The organism is Flintibacter sp. SJQ-8 (assembly GCF_054108085.1).
In genome coordinates, this window is sequence record NZ_JBPJWR010000011.1 from 1 (window position 1) to 18,894 (window position 18,894).

Below are 18,894 nucleotides of genomic sequence, written 5' to 3' on the forward strand. Positions count from 1 at the left end.
AGCCGTGGATCTGCAGCTCCATGGGGTCGCCCATGGGGGCCAGCTTGACCACCGTCACCTCCGCCCCGGGCACCATGCCCATATCCAGAAAATGCTGGCGCAGGGCACCGTCGCCCCCCACCTGCCGGATCACGGCGCTTTTTCCAACGCCCAATTCTCGTAATGTCATGGCCTCTGCTCCCTTGCTTTTGAATGCGGTCTTTTTGGGTCGAACTCAGTATAGTAGCGCAGCGGGAAAAAGTCAATCCGGGGGATTTCTCATTGTACTCCCAGGCGAAAGAGGATAAAATAGCCGTAAGAGAGGAGAGGGGACGATGGAAATGGAAAAACTGCTGACGCAGCAGCGGGCCTGGTTCCGAACGGGGGCCACCCTGGGGTCAACGGCCCGGAAAAAAGCGCTGGAGGCCCTGTATCAGGCGGTAAAGGATATGGAGGGGGATATCGCCCTGGCCTTGGAGCGGGACCTGGGCAAGGCCCCCTGCGAGAGCTATCTGTGCGAGACGGGGCTGGTCCTCCACGAGATCCGATATCACCTGGCCCATGTGAAGCGATGGATGAGCGCCGGCCCCGGCCCGGTGCCCTGGCTCCACTTCCCCGCCCGCAGCGAGATCCGGTCCCGGCCCCTGGGGGTGTCCCTCATCATCAGCCCGTGGAACTATCCCTTCCACCTGTGTCTCATGCCACTTATCGGGGCGCTGTCGGCGGGGTGCTGCGCGGTGGTCAAGCCGTCGGAGTACGCCCCGGCCACGGCGGAGGTGGTGGAGCAGGTGCTGAAGCGGGCCCTGCCCCAGGAGCAGGCGGCGGTGGTCCAGGGGGGCCGGGAGGAGACGGAAAAACTGCTGGAGCAGCCCTTTGACCACATCTTCTTCACCGGCTCCCAGGCGGTGGGCAAGGCGGTGATGGCGGCGGCAGCCAAAAACCTCACCCCCGTCACCCTGGAGCTGGGGGGCAAAAGCCCGGTGATCTTGGACCACACCGCCGACCTGAAGACGGCGGCCCGGCGCATTGCCTTCGGCAAAGTCTTGAATGCGGGCCAGACCTGCGTGGCCCCGGACTATCTGCTGCTGGAGCAGGGGCTGCAAGAGAAGTTCCTGGCCCACTACCGGGCGGCCCTGGAGGACTTTTTCCCCGGCGGGAATCTAAGCCAGATGGCCCGCATCGTTTCCCGGCGGCATTTTGCGGAGAAAAAGGCCCTGCTGGCCGGACAGAACGCCGCCATCGGCGGGGGGTGGGACGAGGAGACGGGGAAGATATCCCCCACGGTGCTGGTGGATGTTGACCCGGCCTCCCCGGTGATGCAGGAGGAGATCTTCGCCCCCATCCTGCCGGTGATCCCCTGGCAGACGCTGGACGAGGCCATCGCCTTTGTACAGGAGCGTCCCCGGCCCCTGGCTCTGTACCTGTTCACCGGGGACAAGGCCGTGGAGCGGCGGGTGCTGGGAGCGTGCGACTTTGGCGGCGGCTGCGTCAACGACACCATTATCCATCTGGCCTCTCCCGGTCTGCCCTTCGGCGGCGTGGGCCCCTCCGGCATGGGGCAGTATCACGGAAAGTACAGCTTCGACGCTTTCAGCCATCCCCAGGCCATTGTCCACCGGGGGAACCGGCCCCATATCCCGGTGCGGGACCTGCCCTATACAAAAGAAAAGGAGCGGCTGGCTCGGTGGCTGCTGAAATAAAAATACCGCCCGCCCCATCGATTCACAAATGGGGCGGGCGGTGTGTCGTTTTCAATCAGAGCAGCTCCTCGGCCAGCTGGGTGAGCTGTCGGCGGCTGTCCTCGTTCAGGGCGCTGCGGATGGTGACGGCGGTGGGGCAGAGGGTGATGTTCTTCATCTCCTCCAGCCTGGCCCGCATGAGCCGGGCGGCGGTGGGCGCCCAGGAGCCGTTTTCCATCAGGCCGACCTTGCGGCCCTGGAAGTTTTTCGCCTTCAGGTGGTTCAGCAGCTCCTCCACCGGGGGGAACAGCCCGCCGTCATAGGTGATCCCGGCCAGCACCAGCTTGCCGCAGTAGAAGGCCTGGGTCAGGGCGTCGGACACATGGGTGGCGGTGAGGTCGCAGGTGGTCACGGCCACGCCCCGCTCGGTCAGGATGTCGGCCAGGGCCAGGGCGGCCTGCTGGGTGTGGCCATAGATGGAGGCATAGGCCACCAGCACCCGGTCTGGCTCCTCCGGGCGATAGCTGGACCACAGGTCGTAGAGCTCCAGGCAGCGGCTGATCTCCTGGGTGAGCACCGGGCCGTGGAGGGGAAGAATGGCCTCCACCGGCAGGGGGGAGAGCTTTTTCAGCAGGGCCTGGACCTGAGCGCCGTATTTGCCCACGATGTTCAGGTAATACCGCCGGGCCTGGGGTGCCCAGGGGTCCTTCTCGGTGAGAGACAGCGCCCCAAAGCGGCCAAAGGCGTCGGCGGAGAAGAGCAGCTTTTCGCTCTCCTCATAGGTCACCATCACCTCGGGCCAGTGGACCATGGGGGCCATGAAGAAGCGCAGCCGGTGGCTGCCCAGTTCCAGAGCGTCCCCCTCGCCCACGGTGACCAGGCGGTCTGCCGGGGCGGCGTCGGGGCCGAAGAACTGGCCCATCATGGCAAAGGTCTTGGCGTTGCCCACCAGTTTCATCTCCGGGTAGCGGGCGGACAGGCGGGCGATGTTGGCGGCGTGGTCCGGCTCCATGTGGGAGATGACCAGATAGTCGGGGGTGCGGCCATCCAGGGCGAAGTCCAGGTTCTCCAGCCAGGCGTCGGTGGCCCGGGCGTCCACCGTGTCCATCACGGCGATCTTCTGGTCGGTGATGACATAGGAGTTATAGCTCACGCCGGCTGGCTGGACGGGATACTGCCCCTCGAACAGGGTAAGATCCGGGTCATCCACGCCCATATAGGTCACCGCGTCGGTGACAGGATAAGCGTTCATAAAAATGTCCTCCTCAAGCGCAGATTGGGAAAGGATATTTGGGTGAAAACACAGCGGCTCCGCCAAAGGGGGAGCCATTGGGCATAGTATAGCAGGGGCGGGGAGCCAGTGCAAGAGATAATTCATAAGACCGAAAAGAATGCAGGAAAAAGACGGGGAGACGTTAAAAAATACAGCGGAGACTTTCCAAGCAAAAGTGTGGACCTTTGTGCAAAATATCTCTTGACTCAAAGTTGACTTTAACTAGTATGATAGGAGTATCAAAAAAGCCGCGTCGTCAGGCGCGGCGTGAGCAGAGAGGAGCAAGTACATATGGCGGCACTGATCGCGTTTTATTCCCGGGCGGACGAGAACTATTTCGGCGGCGACCTGCGCTATATCAAGGTGGGCAACACCCAGCGGGCGGCGGAGATGATCCAGGAGGCCGTGGGCGGGGAGCTGTTCCAGATCCGGCAGCAGGAGCCCTATTCCGCCGACTATCGCACCTGCGTGGACCAGGCCAGACGGGACTGGCAGGAGAAGGCCCGGCCCGCCCTGGCGGCCTTTCCCGAAAGCCTGGAGGGCTATGACGACATCTATCTGGGCTATCCCAACTACTGCGGGGACATGCCCATGGCGGTGTATACGTTTCTGGAGCACTTTGACTGGTCCGGCAAGCGCATCCACCCCTTCTGCACCCACGAGGGCAGCGGCATGAGCGGCACCGAGGGCAAGATCGCCCAGACCTGCCCCGGGGCGACGGTGTGCAAGGGCCTGGCCATCCATGGCTCCCACATCGAGGACAGCCGCAAGACCATCCAGAGCTGGGCCGCGGGCAAATAAAAAACCAAAAAGCAAGATAGAAAGCACGGAGGTAAGCGTTATGAAAATTCAGGACAAGCAGAGCTTTGAGCAGCAGAATATGTTCGGCACCGGCACGGCCAACACCGCCTATGCCCAGTTTTTCATCGGGGATTCCTTCCTGAACCCCCTCACCGACCCCAAGGGCGGCCTGTTCGCCGCCAACGTGACCTTTGAGCCCGGCTGCCGCAACAACTGGCACATCCACCACGCGACAAAAGGCGGCGGCCAGCTGCTGCTGTGTACCGCCGGCGAGGGCTGGTATCAGGAGGAGGGCAAGCCCGCCGTCAGCCTGAAGCCGGGCAGCGTCATCATGATCCCCGCCAACGTGAAGCACTGGCACGGAGCCAAGGCGGACAGCTGGTTCAGCCACATCGCCGTGGAGGTCCCCGGCGAGGACTGCAAAAACGAGTGGTGCGAGCCTGTCAGCGACGAGGAGTACGGCAAGCTGGAGGGCTGAGACCCGATCTGACAACTTAAATCGATAAAAAACGCCGCCTGCTGGAGGGAAGAAACTTCCGGCGGGCGGCGTTTTTTGCGCGGAGAGCGCTTAGGACAGGCTTTGATACCAGGCCAGCACCGCCGCCAGGTTCTCCTCCCGCACCCGGTGGGCGCCATGGAACATCATGTCCAGCATGTCCGCCTCGTCAGGGGTGCGGTCTGCTTTGGCGGCCAGTTTTTTTCCGGCGGTCTTGACCATGATGGTCATCATCAGGCGATAGAGTCCCCGGAGCTTTTTCAAATCGAAGTTTCCTTGCAGGGTGAACAGGGGGATGCCGCCGGGGATGGCCGACTTGCCCCGGATGACGTCGGTCTGGGTCCCCGTCCGGGCCATGGCCACGGCGCAGACGGCCCGGACCCGGTATTTTTTCGCGGCGGCGGGATAACCCTGGACCTGGCCCGCCCGGACCCAGCCCAGATAGAGGACCTCCGCCCCGGGGGAGAGGGACTGGTCTGCCTGAGACAGGGGGAAAGCGGGCAGGCCGGTGGCCTGGGACAGCAGGGCGGCATAGCGCTGGGTGCTGCCGGTGTTGGTGGTGTAGAGAATGGCGTCCATGATGATCGACCTTTCCTGTTTATAGTGATGAGTTAGGAGTGATGAGATAGGAGTTAGGATAACTCATCACTCCTACTTCCTAACTCCTAACTGAGTGACAAGGTTTAGGGCTGTGTCTGGCTGCCGCTGATGTTTTCCACCCGGGAAATGAAGCGGTCTATGTGGCTGTTCAGGGTGGCGAATACCGCCGGTTTGTCCTCCGCCCCATCATAGAGGGCGTAAAGCAGGTAGATAGGGCCGTAAAACTCCAATGCCAGCTGCGCGCCCAGGTCCGCGTCCCCGGTGAGACCCTGGAATACCTCCGCCATGTATTTGGTGGGGCCGGAGGCCAGATAGGTCTGGAACAGCTGGCCCAGGGCCGGGTCGTGATACTGCTCCAGGGTGAGCATCCGGCGGAAGGCGGCGGAAAATGGCTCCTGGGTCCAGTGGGCGAATTGAGCCTGGGTATAGGCCCGGATCTTGTCCGCCGGGGCCTGTAAATAGGCCTGCGCCGCGCCGCTGTCCCGGGCCAGGGGCATCTGATAGTCCCGGGCGCGCTGCTCGTCCAGTTGGTTCATATGGGCCACGATCTGGTCTAAAATGGACTGTTTGCTGGGAAAATGCTTATAAAGGGCCGCCTTGGTCAGCCCCAGCTGCTTTGCGATGTCGCTCATAGAGGTGCCCAGATAGCCGCTTTGGGCAAACAGCTCCAGGGCGGCGGATAAGATGCGTTCTTTTGTCTCCCCTGCCATGATATGTCCTCCTGAAAACAAAAAGTGACCGATTGGTAACTTAATTATAGTTATCGAGCGGTCACTTGTCAAGAGAAAGATCATAATGGTAGTGTGTTTTGCGCCGCACGGATGGATTTTGCCCATTTTGTCAAAAAGAGGCAGGGCGGAACGCGCATAGCCGGGGCGCTGGGGGCCATGCTAGCAGTGGATGTTCCATCCACGACCCAACAAACCAAAAAAGAGAAAGGGAGAAACAAATCATGTCTAACTCTAACAACAAGGGCAACAACATCATGGTCCCCAACGCGCGCCAGGCTATGGATCAGTTCAAGATGGAGGCCGCCAGCCAGGTGGGCGTGAACCTGAAGCAGGGCTATAACGGCGACCTGACCAGCCGCGAGGCCGGCTCTGTGGGCGGCCAGATGGTGAAGAAGATGATCGAGGCCTATGAGAACGGCATGAAGTAAACCCAAGCCTGCTAAGAAGTAGGCAAGCCTGCGTCCGCCCCTTCGCGTTTGAGGGGGCGGGCGTGTTTTTTGTGAAAAGGCGACACCGGGCGGGCTTTGTCTCTTGCGGCGGGGCGGCAAGACCGATATAATGATTTTATACCCAACGGAGACATATAAGATACACGGGCGGCGGAAACGCGGCCCGGAGGAGGATATGACCATGGAGAGTAACCAGATGTTTCATGTGACCATGGGCCAGACGGCCCGGGACTATCCCGCCGGAACGACCTTTCAGACCATCGCGGACCAGGTGCAGGGGGACTATCCCCACGACATTTTGCTGGTCAACCGGAACGGCAAGCTGTGTGAGCTGCACAAAAAGCTGGACCGGGACTGCACCCTGACCATGGTCACGGCGGCGGACCGGCCCGGGATGCAGACCTATGAGCGCACCGCCCTGCTCCTGCTGCTGAAGGCCTTTTACGATATTGTAGGCCGGGATAACGTGCGCCGGGTGCGGGTGGAGTATTCCCTGAGCCACGCCCTGTTCCTGCGGGCGGCGGGGGACTTTACCCTGGACAAAGCCCTGCTGGAGCGGGTGGAGGCCCGGATGCGGACCCTGGCGGCGGAGAAGACGCCCATCGTCAAGGAGTCTATCAGCACCGACGACGCGGTGGAGCGCCTGCGGAATATGGGCATGGAGGACAAGGCCCGGCTGCTGAGTTATCGCATGAGCTCCCGGGTGAACCTGTACAGCATGGGGGATTTCACCGACTATTTCTACGGCTACATGGCCCCCCACGCGGGCTATGTGAAGTGCTTTGCCCTGGAGCCGTTTGAGGACGGCTTTGTCCTCCGTCTGCCCAGCCAGAGTGACCCGGAGCACCTGGGGGCGTTCCAGCCCTCCATCAAAGTATTTCACGCCATGCACGACATGGCCCGGCGCACGGCGGCCCTGCACATCGACAACGTGGGGGAGATCAACGACATGATCTCTGCCGGACTGTCCACCCAGATGATCCTGGGCCAGGAGGCCCTGATGGAAAAGCAGATCGGCGACATCGCCCAGGAGATCGCGGACCGCTCCGACGTGCGCTTTGTGATGATCGCCGGGCCCTCCTCCTCGGGCAAGACCACCTTCTCTCACCGGCTGTCCACCCAACTGATGGCCTGCGGCCTGATGCCCCACCCCATCGCCACGGACAACTATTTCAAAAACCGGGTGCTGGCCCCCAAGGACGCCGACGGGCAATATGACTTTGAGTGTCTGGAGGCCATGGACGTGGAGCAGTTCAACACGGACATGGGCCGCCTGCTGCGGGGGGAGACCATCGACCTGCCCACCTATAACTTCAAGAAGGGGGAGCGGGAGTATAACGGTGAACAGCTGACCCTGGGGAAGAACGACGTGCTGGTCATCGAGGGCATCCACTGTCTCAACGACCAGTTCCCCTATGCCCTGCCCCGGGAGAGCATGTTCAAGATCTATATCAGCTGCCTGACCACCCTGAACGTGGACGACCACAACCGCATCCCCACCACAGACGCCCGGCTGCTGCGGCGCATCGAGCGGGACGCCCGCACCCGGGGCTACAGCGCCCAGGCCACCATCCGTATGTGGCCCTCCGTCCGCCGGGGGGAGGAGCGGAACATCTTCCCCTATCAGGACAGCGCCGATGCGGTGTTCAACTCCGCCCTCATCTATGAGACGGCCCTGCTGAAGACCTATGTGGAGCCCCTGCTCTTTGGCGTGCCCCGGGACAGCCAGGAGTATGTGGAGGCCAAGCGTCTGCTGAAATTCCTCAGCTATTCTCTGCCCATTCCCGCCGACGACGTGCCCAAGACGTCTCTGGTGCGGGAGTTCATCGGCGGCGGGTGCTATAAAGTCTGAATAAATAAAAAATTTCAGTCAAAATACACATTGACACATGAGAGCCTCCCATGGTATAAAAAACTCGTTCGTTTTTTCGGACGCTGAGTGCCAAGCGCACGTTTTGACCATCCCCCATCCGGGGGGATCGAGGCTACACGGACGGCCGGGTCAAATGCCGAAAACCCGTCGAAGAGCCGGGGACCGCACCGCGGGTGCGGATTGGCAACGTGGTTGCCTTATTGATCGGGCGGAAGGGCCCGGATTTTATAAGTTCTGCGCCAAAGGGCGCGCACCGCTTGTAAAATGGTCAATAAGCGTGATAGGCTTCTGCACGGCAGAGGGGTGAACGAGCGTCACGGGAATGATCTAAGACAGTACAGGGTATCGGTGCGCCGCAAGCGCAGACCGATACCCTGTTTTTGTGCCTGGAGAGAGCGGGGGAGAGGAGGGAAGAAAACAGAAGGAGACAGGCGTGATTCTGAAATAGAAAGCTGTGTGTTGATGATGAAGCACGTTATGAACAAGCCCAACAAGCTCCTGTCCCTGGCGCTGGCCCTGGGGATGTCCGCCGCCCTGCTGGCCGGGTGTGGACAGCAGAGCGCCCAGAGCGCCCAGAGCGATTCCGCCAGCGCGTCCTCCGCCGTCTCCGGAAGCCAGAGCGCGCAGGACGGGGAGAAGGTCCGGGTGGGCCTGGCCTGGCTGGCGGATTTTGAAAACGGCCAGGTGGACGAGGACACCCAGGCCTATATCGACGCGGTGACCCAGGCCGGGGGCGAGCCCGTCCTGCTGGAGCAGGCCACCGACCTGGACAGCGCCAAGGCGGCCCTGGACACGGTGGACGCCCTGATCCTCACCGGGGGCGAGGACGTGGACCCCAGCTATTACAACGAGGCGCCCGACCCCATGCTGGAGGAGCCCAACCCCGCCCGGGACACCTCGGACTATTGGATGATGACCGCCGCCCTGGACGAGGATTTCCCCACCCTGGCCACCTGCCGGGGGATGCAGGTGATGAACGTGGTGTGCGGCGGGACGCTGTATCAGGATCTGCCCACCCAGTTTGACAGCGACGTCCAGCACCGGGACCCGGAGCTGGTGGACTTCACCTATCACGACGTGACCATCGAGGATGGCAGCCTGCTCGCCCAGATCATGGGCGCGGGCAAGCTGAACGTGAACTCCTGGCACCACCAGGGGGTGAAGACCGTGGGGGAGGGCCTCACCGTCACCGCCCGCTCTGACGACGGCCTGGTGGAGGCCCTGGAGATGCAGGACAAGACCTTTATGCTGGGCGTCCAGTTCCACCCCGAGTGGCGGGTAGTGGAGGGGGACGACTCCTTCCTGCCCTTCTTCACCGCCCTGATGGACGCGGCCAAGTAAACAGACCCGAAATAAAGCCAAAATAAATCCAAAACAAGGCCCGGCGCGCAGTGTGTTTCTGCGCGCCGGGCTTGCTTATGCCTGGGTCATATCCTGCTCTGTGCGGCCAGGGCCTTCGCCCGGTCCAGGGGGAGCTTTTTGTCCAGATAGTCCTGATACAGCCCACAGAGCGGCTGAGTCTCGCCAAAGGCGATCTGCCGCCCCTTCTCCAGCCAGAGCACCTTGGTACACAGCTGGCGGATCTGCTCCAGGGAGTGGGACACCAGAATGGTGGTGGCGCCCCCGGCGATGATCTCCCGCATCTTCTTTTCGCTCTTTTTCTTAAAGGCCCCGTCGCCCACGGATAGCACCTCGTCCAAAATCAGAATGTCCGGCTGGACCAGGCTGGCGATGGAGAAGGCCAGGCGGCTCTTCATGCCGGAGGAGAGCTGCTTAAAGGGCCGGTCCTGAAAGTCACGCAGCTCCGCAAAGTCGATGATCTGGTCATAGGTCTGGTCCATGAATCTGCGGGTGTAGCCCAGCATGGCTCCCCGGAGATAGGCGTTCTCCCGCACGGTCAGGTCGCCGTCGAAGCCGCTGGCCAGCTCCAGCAGGGCGGCGATGCTCCCCCGGCGGGTGACACGGCCCTGGGTGGGCTCCATGATGCCCGAGATGGCCTTCAGCAGGGTGGACTTGCCCGCGCCGTTTGTCCCGATGATGCCCAGCATGTCCCCCTTTTCCAGGGAAAAGGTCACGTCCCGGTCCGCCCAGAACTCCGTCACGTGATAGTTGCGCTTGATGCGCCGCAGGACGTATTCCTTCAGACCGATCTCCTTAAAATCCCCGGTGATATAGCGGATGGACACGTGATCTAACTCTAAAATACTCATGACGCGCCTCCGTTACACATAGTACAAAAACCGGTGGTTGTACTTCTTATACATCCAGCACCCGATCCCCAGCACAATGGCCACGTCCGCCGCCATGAGCAGGTGGAACCAGAGGGTGGGCACCGTGGCCTCGATGACGATCTTGCGGAAATAGCGGATGAACAGGTAGACCGGGTTCAGGAGGAAGAGGCACTGGGCCGTGTAGCTGTACCGGTCAATGGTATAGAAGATCGCCGACATATACATGAGCAGCTGAGTAAATACCGTCCACAGGTACTGAATATCCCGGAAAAACACGAACATAGCGGATAAGATCAGCCCTACGCCGATGTTGAACAGGACCAAACAGCCAATGGGATACAGCAGCAGCACGAACCGCCAGGTGAACGTGATCCCATCCAGCACACAAAATACGAAGAACACACACAGGGTCAGGCCGAAATTGATGAGGGTCTGCACGTTCTTAGAAAACAAAAAGAGATACTTGGGCACGTTGACCTTGGTAAAAATAGCGGAATTGCCCATCAGGGAGGCCATGCCCTGAGACGTCGCCTCGCTGAAATAGCTGAATACCAGGTTCCCGCAAAACAGATAGGTGGTATAGTGCTCCGTTCCCCGGCCAAAGAACTGGGTAAAGACCAGTTTCATGACCAGCAGCATCAGCAGGGGAGACAAAATGCTCCACAGCATCCCCAGCACGGTCCGCTTATATTTTTTCTTGAAATCTCGCTTGACCAGCTCCTCAAACAGGAATTGGTGTTGCTTTAGCTTTTGAATCATAGCCGCTCCTCGTCAGTCCCGGAAGTAGAGGTCCCGGGTGTATACCTTGTCCATCACCGGCTCCAGCTCCGGGCTGTAGCGGTTGGCGATGATGACCTGGCTGACGCACTTGAACTCCTCCCAGTCCCGCAGGACCCGGCTGCCGAAAAATACGTTCTCTTTCAGGGTGGGCTCATAGATGACCACCTGGGCCCCCTTGGCCTTGATTCGCTTCATGATGCCTTGTATGCTGGACTGGCGGAAGTTATCGGAGTCGGCCTTCATGGTCAGGCGGTACACGCCGATGACGCAGGGGTTCCCGGAGGAGCCGTTCCGCCCCTGGCCGTCGGGGCCGTAATACCCCGCCTTCTCCAGTACCCGCTCGGCAATAAAATCCTTGCGGGTGCGGTTGGCCGCCACGATGGCGCCGATGATCTCGTTGGGCACCTGGTCATAGTTGGCCAAAAGCTGCTTGGTGTCCTTGGGCAGGCAGTAGCCGCCATAGCCGAAGGAGGGGTTGTTGTAATAATTTCCGATCCGGGGGTCATAGCCCACGCCCTCGATGATCTGGCGGGTATTCAGGCCGCGCACCTCGGCATAGGTGTCCAGCTCGTTGAAGAAGGACACCCGCAGGGCCAGATATGTATTGGCGAACAGCTTCACCGCCTCCGCCTCGGTGGCCCCCATCCGCAGGACGGGCACGTCCTCCTTCAGCGCCCCCGCCCGCAGCAGCTCAGCAAAGGTCTCTGCCGTCGCCACCAGGGGCTTGTCCTCCGTGGGCGTGCCCACGATGATCCGGGAGGGATAGAGATTGTCATACAGCGCCCGCCCCTCCCGCAGAAATTCCGGGGAGAAGAGGATGTTTTCACAGCCGTATTTCTCCCGCAGCGATGCGGTATAGCCCACGGGCACGGTGGATTTAATGACCATCACAGCGTTGGGATTCACCGCCATGACCTGGCGGATCACCGCCTCCACCGAGGAGGTGTCAAAGTAGTTTTTCACCGGGTCATAGTTGGTGGGCGTGGAGATGATGACATAGTCCGCCCCCCGATAGGCCTCCTCCCCGTCTGTGGTGGCGGTGAGCTGGAGGGGCTTTGTTGCCAGATATTCTTCAATTTCCCGGTCCGCCAGGGGCGACTTGCGGGCGTTGATCTGGTCCACCTTCTCCTGCACCAGGTCCACCGCCACCACCTGGTTCTTCTGACTAAGCAGCACGGCGTTGGCAAGGCCAACGTAGCCGGTGCCCGCGATTGCGATTTTCATAACCTTCCTATTCCCCTGTATTATAGTTCTACCAGCGCCGGATAAAATTGCGATAGGAATCTTTTTATTGTCTTAAATTCCTTCCAATCTTCTTCCGAATATGGTTGTATTCCTGCCTCCGCCAGTCGCGAAAAATACAGTGCGCGCATGCTTTGTGGAATTGTATCTACGAAGTTAGTATTTAATTTTTCATAGAACTCAAGTGATAATTGCTCCACTAACTTCAACGCTTCATCAGGTATATTACTCACGGTGTTTGATACAATGTCCCTGCCAACATGCTTCAATTCGTACAGGCTTAAAAAATCAAGGGCAAAGTTCGTTCCAAAGGAAACGATATTTTTCTTATCTGGAATCTCACATTCGCCCAGGTCTATGTCTCGGTTAAATCTTTTGCACACGATTTCAGTCAAAATTCGTTTTCGATATTTCTTTTCAGATTTAGGTGCTGCTAACGATTGCAGGGAATCCGCTATAATTTCCGGCATAAAATGTGTCACTATAATAGCAGTTCCAACTTCGGTTAATCCGTTTACGAGCCGTACATCCTTCAAACCGAGTTCTGAAAATGGGAGTGTTTTTACATTATAGGCAGCGGGAGGTCTTTCCCAAAACTGCCCAATAGTTGCTTCTAAAATCGTGCCAAAAATATTGTATCTTGCTCCAGTAGCGGCTTGAAACAGGAGCGCTCCGCTTCCCATAAAAGTCCAAGATTCTCGATCATATTTCAGCTTTCGAAAGTTTGTTTTCAATATGTATGGACGAAACCTTTCGAAAAATACCGCCTCACGCTCAAACCATCCGCCAAAATCGACTGCAACTAATTTTGTAGAATCCTCTGGCAATAAACACATCGCAGCTAAACTGTCAAAGCCGCCGCTGAAATTCAACATAGCAATTTCGCGGCTTTCCGGTAGTGATTTCACACAGTGTCCTTTTGTTTGGACTTCTGCACCTGTAAATTTTTTGATACTGTTTACACACTCGGTTGAAACTTCTACGTCAAAAAGAATGCTATGATATGTTCTCCCACACAGAGTTGCCAATGCAAGAGCTATCGCATCGGTAGTTATATTTTTGACCGGTGGATTTGTTTCGAATGTTAAAATATCGGCATTTTCTCTTTTACTGGATTTTACTTTACAAGAAAATGTTCCTGCTTCTATACAAAAATCAGTGAATTCTATTTTTTCGCTCATTATCTTAGCGCCTCCATCAGGTAATCGTAATTACTAGGAATACTATAAAAACTCCTATTATGTTTACAAATTTCAAATTCTTTTACTAAACTATCCAGGCTGGAGGATATCTCAGTTTCTCCTCCAGTTCCTGCCTGTTTTTGTGTTTTTAAATTGTACACTGTAGTATTTAATGCGAGATCCGCATAGCTGTCCTTCACTTCATCCCAAATTTGTGCCGTAATCAATTTTCGTTTTAGTTCAAGTAATGCCTCAGAAAACAGCATTGGTGTTAAGTGAACCGTACTCTGTAAACTCGTTCCCGTGTCTACTCGATAATGCACAAGCACCTGATTTACTACCGTAATTTTTTCAGCCTGAGCCATTGCTGACATTGTGAAGGCTAAGTCATTACACCGCTTTATCTGCTGAAAAGATAGACCTTTTTCTTTAATAAACTCGCTTCTAAACAACTTCGTCCATGGAGCCGGGCTGGTAATCTGGAAAATGTATCGTGAACAGTCTTTCCGATTAAACGGCAATTTTTTTGGCGCTCTTTTAACATTGAGAAGCCAGTTAGCTGGTTCATATATACCAGTATTTGTATGGTATCGGTCAGCTCCACACAAGCAAATATCGGCTTTGTCTTCCTCTACTTTATGCACCATTGTTTCCAGCATATTCGGTTCAAACAAATCATCCGCATCCAGAAAGAGCAAATATTTTCCACGTGCGGATGCCATTCCATTATTCCTTGCAACACTGGCATAAGCGTTTTTTTGTTGAATAAATAATATACGCTTGTCGTGCTTTGCTAAGTCTGAAATAATCTCTTTTGAACGATCTGTTGAGCCATCATCTACACATATCAGCTCGAATGCTGTAAGTGTCTGAGATAAAATACTTTGAATGCACGCTTCTAAGTACTTTTCAGCATTGTATACCGGAACAATAACGGACACTATTATGCCGCATTCATTGACTTTTTTTGAATTTGCGTGTTTGAAAGTCTGACGTTTTTTGTTCCTGTGTAGGGCGACATAGATATCCTCTAGCCCAAGGTGTGAAAATACACGCATGATAGTATATTCCCACCCATGCTCCTTGTAACAACGGATGGCACCTCGAACCTTTCGAGGGATAAATGTAATAAAACGCCCAATCCTATATGTTGCAGAATCATGGATAGCATTTATTTCTTTGTGAAGGCTTACTACCTGATGCTGCAAATAGTTAATTGTCCTGGAATCTTCATCTTTGCGTCCGGTGGGCAGTGGTGTTATTGCTTTCTTTTCCGCTATTGCACTTGTGGACGCAGTGTAGGGCATTTTTTCAAATAAGGCTCTGTAGCTGATCCACTCTCCTTGAAGTAATTGCCGCTTTGCTTTTTCTGACAATTGCTCAAAAGTAGTTTTGCTTGCGCGGTACATCCGCTCGACGCGAAGTAATAACCCATCGCGCCCTTCTGTTTCCATCCAATCAGTTTGCAGATATTCCATCAATAAGTTGGCAAATACAATGAACTGACCGTCAAAATTCCGAACACTTTTCTGTGCGGTCATGGTTGAGTTTTCCCGAACCCGACGCATGTATAGATTATCTGAAATGCATTTGGCTCTGGATGCTCTGACTAATACCAGCGGGGTAAATAATTCGTCTTCATGAATGATTCCTTCAAAAAAGCGAATACCTGTCTGTTTCAAAAAACGTTGATTGAAGAACTGTAAAGGAACACCACTGCGGAACCGGTCCTTTTCCCCGAATAATTGAAGTAGTTTTCTACCCGTAACCGCTTTTTTTGTTAAGTCTTTTCTATGATAGTATTCGAGATAAGATAAATGCGTTTTCTGCAACTCTCTGTTTTCAAAAAAACTGTCTCCGCCGAAAAATAAAATATCGAGTTGCTCTGCTTCTGCGCATTCGTATAAACATTCCAAAGCTGTGTCTAAGATATAATCATCACTATCCAAAAAATAAAGATAATCTCCTTGTGCCAAGTCCATACCCTTATTTCGCGCAGATGATTGACCACCATTTTCCTTGGAATAAACGAGAATTCTGGCATCTCTATGAGCATACTCGTCCAAAATTCTTTTCGAGTCGTCCGTAGACCCATCATCTATGCAGATAACTTCGATATCCTGCAATGTCTGATTCACTACACTGTCCAGGCACTGTCTCAAATATTTTTCTGTATTATAAACAGGGACAATTACTGACACTTTCGGCATTTCTTTCTCTCTCATTTCACATTATTGTTATAATTCCTGTGCCACTCTATCTATATTTCCGCTTCACAATGCAGCCCTTTACGCCCCAAATCCGCACCCCGGCGACGATATGCCGCACTCGGTTTTTCAGACTCCTCAGGTCTTCTTGGCCGTCCGTTCCATTTTCCCGCAGCTGCTCACAGACCCGCCGCCAGGCATAGGGAAACGGCAGCGCGGCCATGGGGGAGAGGTCCACTTCTTTTAAGAACTCTTGTAACTGCCCCAGCACCGCCGCCCGGTTTTCCTCCGGCGCGCTGCGCGCCACGGCCAGCAGGTCGGTCATGCTGCAATCTGTCAGCATGGCCCGCACTGCGGGCGGCTGGTCTGCCATGGCCTGTTCCGCGGACCGCCAGGCAAAAAACAGGCTGTCCAACTGCCGCCACCGGCCATTTCCCGTCAGCGCGGCGCGGTTTTTCACCTGATAGCAGACACCGCAGTCCATCAACAGACTGACCGCCTGGGCCCTTGCCAGCCACCGAAAGTAAAAGCCCCGGTCATTTCCGCAGGGAATCTCGTCGAACCGGAGCCCGTTTTCCTTCACCCAGCTGCGGCGATACAGCTTGTTCCACGGCGCTACCGTGTTATACATGAAAAGCGCCGGTTCCCGGAGGAAGGAGGTCACCCGCTCCCGGCCATTCAGCAGACAGGGGACCAGCTTCTCCTCCCCGGTCTCCCGGTCCCGGACCCGGTATTGAAAAACGCAGACCTGCGCCCCCGTCCGCTCCAGACTGTCCACCGCCCGGCGGTAAATGCCGGGACACACCGTATCGTCCGCGTCCAGAAAGTGCAGATAGATCCCTCTGGCATGGGCCATTCCGTTGTTTCTGGCCGCCCCCGCCGAGCGGTTTTTCTGGCGGATCAGCTGAATTCTGGGGTCCTCCGCCGCCATCTGTTCGATAATCGTCGTGCTGCGGTCTGTGGAACCGTCGTCCACGCAGAGTATTTCTAAATCATGTATCTCCTGCGCCTGAACGGACCGCAGGCAGCGGCTGATCGTCTCCTTCGGCGTTAAACACCGGAATGACGACGGAAATCGTTGGTTTCTCCATGCTCACTCCCCATATATGTGCGCTCGATTCGCCGGGCGACGTCCGCCACATCGAATCCGCCCTGGCGGACCTGTTCTGCGCCAGACGTTTGTTCGGCTTCAGGTAATTTTAGCAGTGCGTTTGCCCACGCAGCAGCGCCCTCATCCAGCGGCAGCCGGGTCACCAGCGGGGTGACCGCCGCCTCCGGGGGCACATGCTCCGAGCAGACCACCGGCAGTCCCGCCGCCTGGGCCTCAATGGCCACGATGCCCAGGCCCTCGAACAGACTTGGGAAGGCGAACACGTCCATGGCCCACAGCAGCCGCTCCGGGTGCTGTGTCGTGCCGTAAAACAGCACCCGGTCCGTCAGCCCCAGCCGTTCCGCCTTCTCCTTCAGTGCGTTCAAATCGCCGCCCTCGCCCACCAGGAGCAGGCGCAGGTCGGGCCGCAGCTTCGCCCCCTGGGCCAGGACATCCAGCAAAAAGCTCTGGTTTTTCTGTTGGCACAGCCGCCCGATATTTCCGATCACAAACTGGTCCGTCAGCCCCAGCTCCCGGCGGACGTCTTCCCGAACAGCGGCATGGAAGCGGAAGCGTTCTGTGTCGATACCGTTGGGGATAAACGTGAAGCCGCACCGGGCCAACAGCTCTGTCGGGAACAGGAACCGGGCCGCCCGCTCCGAGCAGGCCCAAAGCGCCGTGGCGTCCGCCGCGCAGCGCTGACTGCACCGGCGATGGAGCCACAGCTTCAGCGGACGGGTCAGGCTCTGCCGCAGGTCGGTGTTGTGGCTGTGGGCGATTCGCACCGGGACCCCCGCCCGCTTCGCCAGGTGCGCGTAGTACAGGGACATCCCCTGGAAAATATTCAGGTGGACCACGTCATAGCGTCGCTCCCACAGCAGGGCCGCAAAGCGCCGGTGGTTCTCCGGCAGGTTCCGCTGGCTGCCCGAGAGCTCCCGAAACCGGACCCCGTGCTCCCGCAGCGCCTGGGTGAACACGCTGTCTTTCAGCTGCGCGGCGACGATGTCCACCTCCAGGCCGGTCAGGTCCATGCGGAGGAGGATGTTGTGCAGAAAGGACTCAATGCCGCCGGACTCCCAGCTCTCGCAAAAGCAGCAAATTCGCCTCATCTCACTCCCACCCCACGTACAACCGCCACAAAATGATTCATAATTATTATTACGTAACAATTTAATGCGGCATAACAACATAGATATTCTTTTATACCATAACACTTTTAGACAATAAAAACAAGGCTGAATGCGGGATATATGAGACGAAAATTAAATTATGAAAATCATTGGACCAACCCCAGCTTATCCAGCTGCCGAAGGTACTCTTTCCCCGTGGACATGAGGTAAATCCGTGTGGTCTCAATGCTGCTGTGCCCCAGCACGTCGGCCAGGCGCACCACGTCGTGGCAGGAGCCGTAGAAGGACCGGGCGAACAGACTGCGGAGGTTGTGGGGAAACACCTTGCTCCGCTCTACGCCCGCCGCCTCGCAGAGGGCTTTCATGCGAGTCCAGATAGATTGTCTTGAAACAGGTAAACCGTCTTGGGTGAGAAATAGCTTGCCCGAGGCGATTTTTTGCTGTTTGGCGTACTTTTGCAGCTTGCGGCACAGGCGGTGGGGGAGCAGGATGGTCCGAATCTTGCCCTTCAAGGCAATCTCCGCCACGCCCGCCCGAATTGCCTCTACGGTGATGTACTTTAGTTCCCCCACCCGAATTCCAGTGGCACAGATGGTCTCTAAAATCAGCTCCATCCGCAGGTCGCCCTTCTCATGGGCCGCCTGGACCAGACGCTGGTACTCCTCCTTGGACAGGTCCTTTTCGGATTTGCGGAACATCTGCCGCTGGAGCTTGAGATACTTCACCTTGCAGTCCTCCCGCCCCATGCAGGTGAAGAATTTGTTCACCGCCGCCAGCATGGCGTTTACGGAGATGGGGCGATAACCGGACTCGGACAGCGCCGTTTTCCACTCCATGGCCAGTTCCTTGGTGACGGCTTGGCCATCCGCCCACTCCGCAAAGCGGGTCAGAGAGCGGAGGTAGGCCTCGATGGTGCTTTCTTCTCGCTCGTCGTGGCGCAGGTAGTCCTCGAACTGGTCAAATTCCCGCTCTGTCAGCTGTAACTTCTTTTTCATGATAAAGTCCTCCAATATTAAGTGTTGAAACTATTGTAACAGTAGCAGGCGGAGCGGCGCTGATTTGGCCGAAAAGCACAGGATATCTTGGCAGGGGAGTGGGGCTGATCGGCTGGCTCCCAACCATTTTCCAGTTTACTTGGAAAAAGGATTGACA

At 56.9% G+C, this 18,894-nt stretch carries 18 protein-coding genes; 6 read left to right on the top strand and 12 right to left on the bottom strand.

From position 1 onward, the window contains the following. On the bottom strand, positions 1-169 hold a 169-nt coding region (locus tag ACSAMP_RS08155), incomplete at its 3' end, for a FeoA family protein (protein ID WP_457800404.1). A 145-nt stretch (positions 170-314) separates the two neighbouring features. Between ACSAMP_RS08155 and ACSAMP_RS08160 the strand changes: the two genes are divergently transcribed. Further along, positions 315-1,679 carry an aldehyde dehydrogenase family protein gene (locus ACSAMP_RS08160; RefSeq protein ID WP_457800107.1) on the top strand — a complete coding sequence of 455 codons (1,365 nt, stop codon included), beginning with the start codon at positions 315-317 and terminating at the stop codon, positions 1,677-1,679. A 55-nt stretch (positions 1,680-1,734) separates the two neighbouring features. Here ACSAMP_RS08160 and ACSAMP_RS08165 read toward each other — a convergent pair whose 3' ends face one another. Further along, positions 1,735-2,910 (bottom strand): FprA family A-type flavoprotein, encoded by a 1,176-nt coding sequence (locus tag ACSAMP_RS08165; protein ID WP_457800108.1) that lies wholly within the window; start codon positions 2,908-2,910, stop codon positions 1,735-1,737. A gap of 312 nt (positions 2,911-3,222) precedes the next feature. Here ACSAMP_RS08165 and ACSAMP_RS08170 point away from each other — a divergent pair, with 312 nt between their 5' ends. Both ACSAMP_RS08170 and ACSAMP_RS08175 read left to right on the top strand, forming a co-directional pair. Next, complete coding sequence (locus ACSAMP_RS08170) at positions 3,223-3,732, top strand: flavodoxin (protein WP_441796565.1); 510 nt, start codon at positions 3,223-3,225, stop codon at positions 3,730-3,732. A 40-nt stretch (positions 3,733-3,772) separates the two neighbouring features. Continuing rightward, positions 3,773-4,210 carry a cupin domain-containing protein gene (locus ACSAMP_RS08175; RefSeq protein ID WP_441796564.1) on the top strand — a complete coding sequence of 146 codons (438 nt, stop codon included), beginning with the start codon at positions 3,773-3,775 and terminating at the stop codon, positions 4,208-4,210. A 90-nt stretch (positions 4,211-4,300) separates the two neighbouring features. Here ACSAMP_RS08175 and ACSAMP_RS08180 read toward each other — a convergent pair whose 3' ends face one another. After that, on the bottom strand, positions 4,301-4,807 hold the full coding sequence (locus ACSAMP_RS08180) for a hypothetical protein (RefSeq protein ID WP_457800109.1): 507 nt from the start codon (positions 4,805-4,807) through the stop codon (positions 4,301-4,303). Positions 4,808-4,911: 104 nt separating this feature from the next. Beyond that, the gene (locus ACSAMP_RS08185; protein WP_457800110.1) at positions 4,912-5,538 is read right to left on the bottom strand and encodes a TetR/AcrR family transcriptional regulator; all 627 of its coding nucleotides are present in this window, start codon (positions 5,536-5,538) and stop codon (positions 4,912-4,914) included. A 275-nt stretch (positions 5,539-5,813) separates the two neighbouring features. Between ACSAMP_RS08185 and ACSAMP_RS08190 the strand changes: the two genes are divergently transcribed. The 3 genes from ACSAMP_RS08190 to ACSAMP_RS08200 all read left to right on the top strand — a co-directional run bounded on the left by ACSAMP_RS08190 (position 5,814) and on the right by ACSAMP_RS08200 (position 9,222). After that, entirely contained in the window at positions 5,814-5,987 is a 174-nt protein-coding gene (locus ACSAMP_RS08190; protein WP_441796641.1) for an alpha/beta-type small acid-soluble spore protein, read from the top strand. Between the two features lie 202 nt (positions 5,988-6,189). After that, the gene (locus ACSAMP_RS08195; RefSeq protein WP_457800111.1) at positions 6,190-7,860 is read left to right on the top strand and encodes a uridine kinase family protein; all 1,671 of its coding nucleotides are present in this window, start codon (positions 6,190-6,192) and stop codon (positions 7,858-7,860) included. 483 nt (positions 7,861-8,343) lie between these two features. Then, on the top strand, positions 8,344-9,222 hold the full coding sequence (locus ACSAMP_RS08200) for a gamma-glutamyl-gamma-aminobutyrate hydrolase family protein (RefSeq protein WP_457800112.1): 879 nt from the start codon (positions 8,344-8,346) through the stop codon (positions 9,220-9,222). Positions 9,223-9,308: 86 nt separating this feature from the next. Here ACSAMP_RS08200 and ACSAMP_RS08205 read toward each other — a convergent pair whose 3' ends face one another. The 8 genes from ACSAMP_RS08205 to ACSAMP_RS08240 form a co-directional block, all read right to left on the bottom strand. Beyond that, on the bottom strand, positions 9,309-10,091 hold the full coding sequence (locus ACSAMP_RS08205) for an ABC transporter ATP-binding protein (protein WP_457800113.1): 783 nt from the start codon (positions 10,089-10,091) through the stop codon (positions 9,309-9,311). A 12-nt stretch (positions 10,092-10,103) separates the two neighbouring features. Next, entirely contained in the window at positions 10,104-10,871 is a 768-nt protein-coding gene (locus ACSAMP_RS08210; protein ID WP_457800114.1) for an ABC transporter permease, read from the bottom strand. A 12-nt stretch (positions 10,872-10,883) separates the two neighbouring features. Beyond that, positions 10,884-12,116, bottom strand: a complete 1,233-nt coding sequence (locus tag ACSAMP_RS08215; protein ID WP_457800115.1) for a nucleotide sugar dehydrogenase — start codon at positions 12,114-12,116, stop codon at positions 10,884-10,886. A 20-nt stretch (positions 12,117-12,136) separates the two neighbouring features. Then, positions 12,137-13,315 carry a hypothetical protein gene (locus tag ACSAMP_RS08220; RefSeq protein WP_457800116.1) on the bottom strand — a complete coding sequence of 393 codons (1,179 nt, stop codon included), beginning with the start codon at positions 13,313-13,315 and terminating at the stop codon, positions 12,137-12,139. Continuing rightward, positions 13,315-15,525: a glycosyltransferase gene (locus tag ACSAMP_RS08225; protein ID WP_457800117.1), complete on the bottom strand. Its 2,211-nt coding sequence runs from the start codon at positions 15,523-15,525 to the stop codon at positions 13,315-13,317. Before ACSAMP_RS08225 ends, ACSAMP_RS08220 begins: the two co-directional genes overlap by 1 nt. A 46-nt stretch (positions 15,526-15,571) precedes the next feature. After that, entirely contained in the window at positions 15,572-16,558 is a 987-nt protein-coding gene (locus ACSAMP_RS08230; RefSeq protein ID WP_457800405.1) for a glycosyltransferase family 2 protein, read from the bottom strand. A 14-nt stretch (positions 16,559-16,572) separates the two neighbouring features. Beyond that, positions 16,573-17,721, bottom strand: coding sequence for a glycosyltransferase (locus tag ACSAMP_RS08235; protein WP_457800118.1), 1,149 nt, complete (start codon positions 17,719-17,721; stop codon positions 16,573-16,575). A gap of 167 nt (positions 17,722-17,888) precedes the next feature. After that, on the bottom strand, positions 17,889-18,737 hold the full coding sequence (locus ACSAMP_RS08240; RefSeq protein WP_457800119.1) for a tyrosine-type recombinase/integrase: 849 nt from the start codon (positions 18,735-18,737) through the stop codon (positions 17,889-17,891). Positions 18,738-18,894 lie beyond the last annotated feature (157 nt).

Excerpts from the sequence above, each read along its gene's own strand:
- ACSAMP_RS08190 (WP_441796641.1), top strand. The coding sequence starts at position 5,814 with ATGGTCCCCAACGCGCGCCAGGCTATGGATCAGTTCAAGATGGAGGCC.
- ACSAMP_RS08170 (WP_441796565.1), top strand. The coding sequence starts at position 3,223 with ATGGCGGCACTGATCGCGTTTTATTCCCGGGCGGACGAGAACTATTTC.
- ACSAMP_RS08225 (WP_457800117.1), bottom strand. The coding sequence starts at position 15,525 with ATGCCGAAAGTGTCAGTAATTGTCCCTGTTTATAATACAGAAAAATAT.
- ACSAMP_RS08175 (WP_441796564.1), top strand. The coding sequence starts at position 3,773 with ATGAAAATTCAGGACAAGCAGAGCTTTGAGCAGCAGAATATGTTCGGC.
- ACSAMP_RS08200 (WP_457800112.1), top strand. The coding sequence starts at position 8,344 with ATGATGAAGCACGTTATGAACAAGCCCAACAAGCTCCTGTCCCTGGCG.
- ACSAMP_RS08205 (WP_457800113.1), bottom strand. The coding sequence starts at position 10,091 with ATGAGTATTTTAGAGTTAGATCACGTGTCCATCCGCTATATCACCGGG.
- ACSAMP_RS08195 (WP_457800111.1), top strand. The coding sequence starts at position 6,190 with ATGGAGAGTAACCAGATGTTTCATGTGACCATGGGCCAGACGGCCCGG.
- ACSAMP_RS08240 (WP_457800119.1), bottom strand. The coding sequence starts at position 18,737 with ATGAAAAAGAAGTTACAGCTGACAGAGCGGGAATTTGACCAGTTCGAG.
- ACSAMP_RS08220 (WP_457800116.1), bottom strand. The coding sequence starts at position 13,315 with ATGAGCGAAAAAATAGAATTCACTGATTTTTGTATAGAAGCAGGAACA.
- ACSAMP_RS08185 (WP_457800110.1), bottom strand. The coding sequence starts at position 5,538 with ATGGCAGGGGAGACAAAAGAACGCATCTTATCCGCCGCCCTGGAGCTG.
- ACSAMP_RS08210 (WP_457800114.1), bottom strand. The coding sequence starts at position 10,871 with ATGATTCAAAAGCTAAAGCAACACCAATTCCTGTTTGAGGAGCTGGTC.
- ACSAMP_RS08160 (WP_457800107.1), top strand. The coding sequence starts at position 315 with ATGGAAATGGAAAAACTGCTGACGCAGCAGCGGGCCTGGTTCCGAACG.
- ACSAMP_RS08215 (WP_457800115.1), bottom strand. The coding sequence starts at position 12,116 with ATGAAAATCGCAATCGCGGGCACCGGCTACGTTGGCCTTGCCAACGCC.
- ACSAMP_RS08180 (WP_457800109.1), bottom strand. The coding sequence starts at position 4,807 with ATGGACGCCATTCTCTACACCACCAACACCGGCAGCACCCAGCGCTAT.
- ACSAMP_RS08235 (WP_457800118.1), bottom strand. The coding sequence starts at position 17,721 with ATGAGGCGAATTTGCTGCTTTTGCGAGAGCTGGGAGTCCGGCGGCATT.
- ACSAMP_RS08165 (WP_457800108.1), bottom strand. The coding sequence starts at position 2,910 with ATGAACGCTTATCCTGTCACCGACGCGGTGACCTATATGGGCGTGGAT.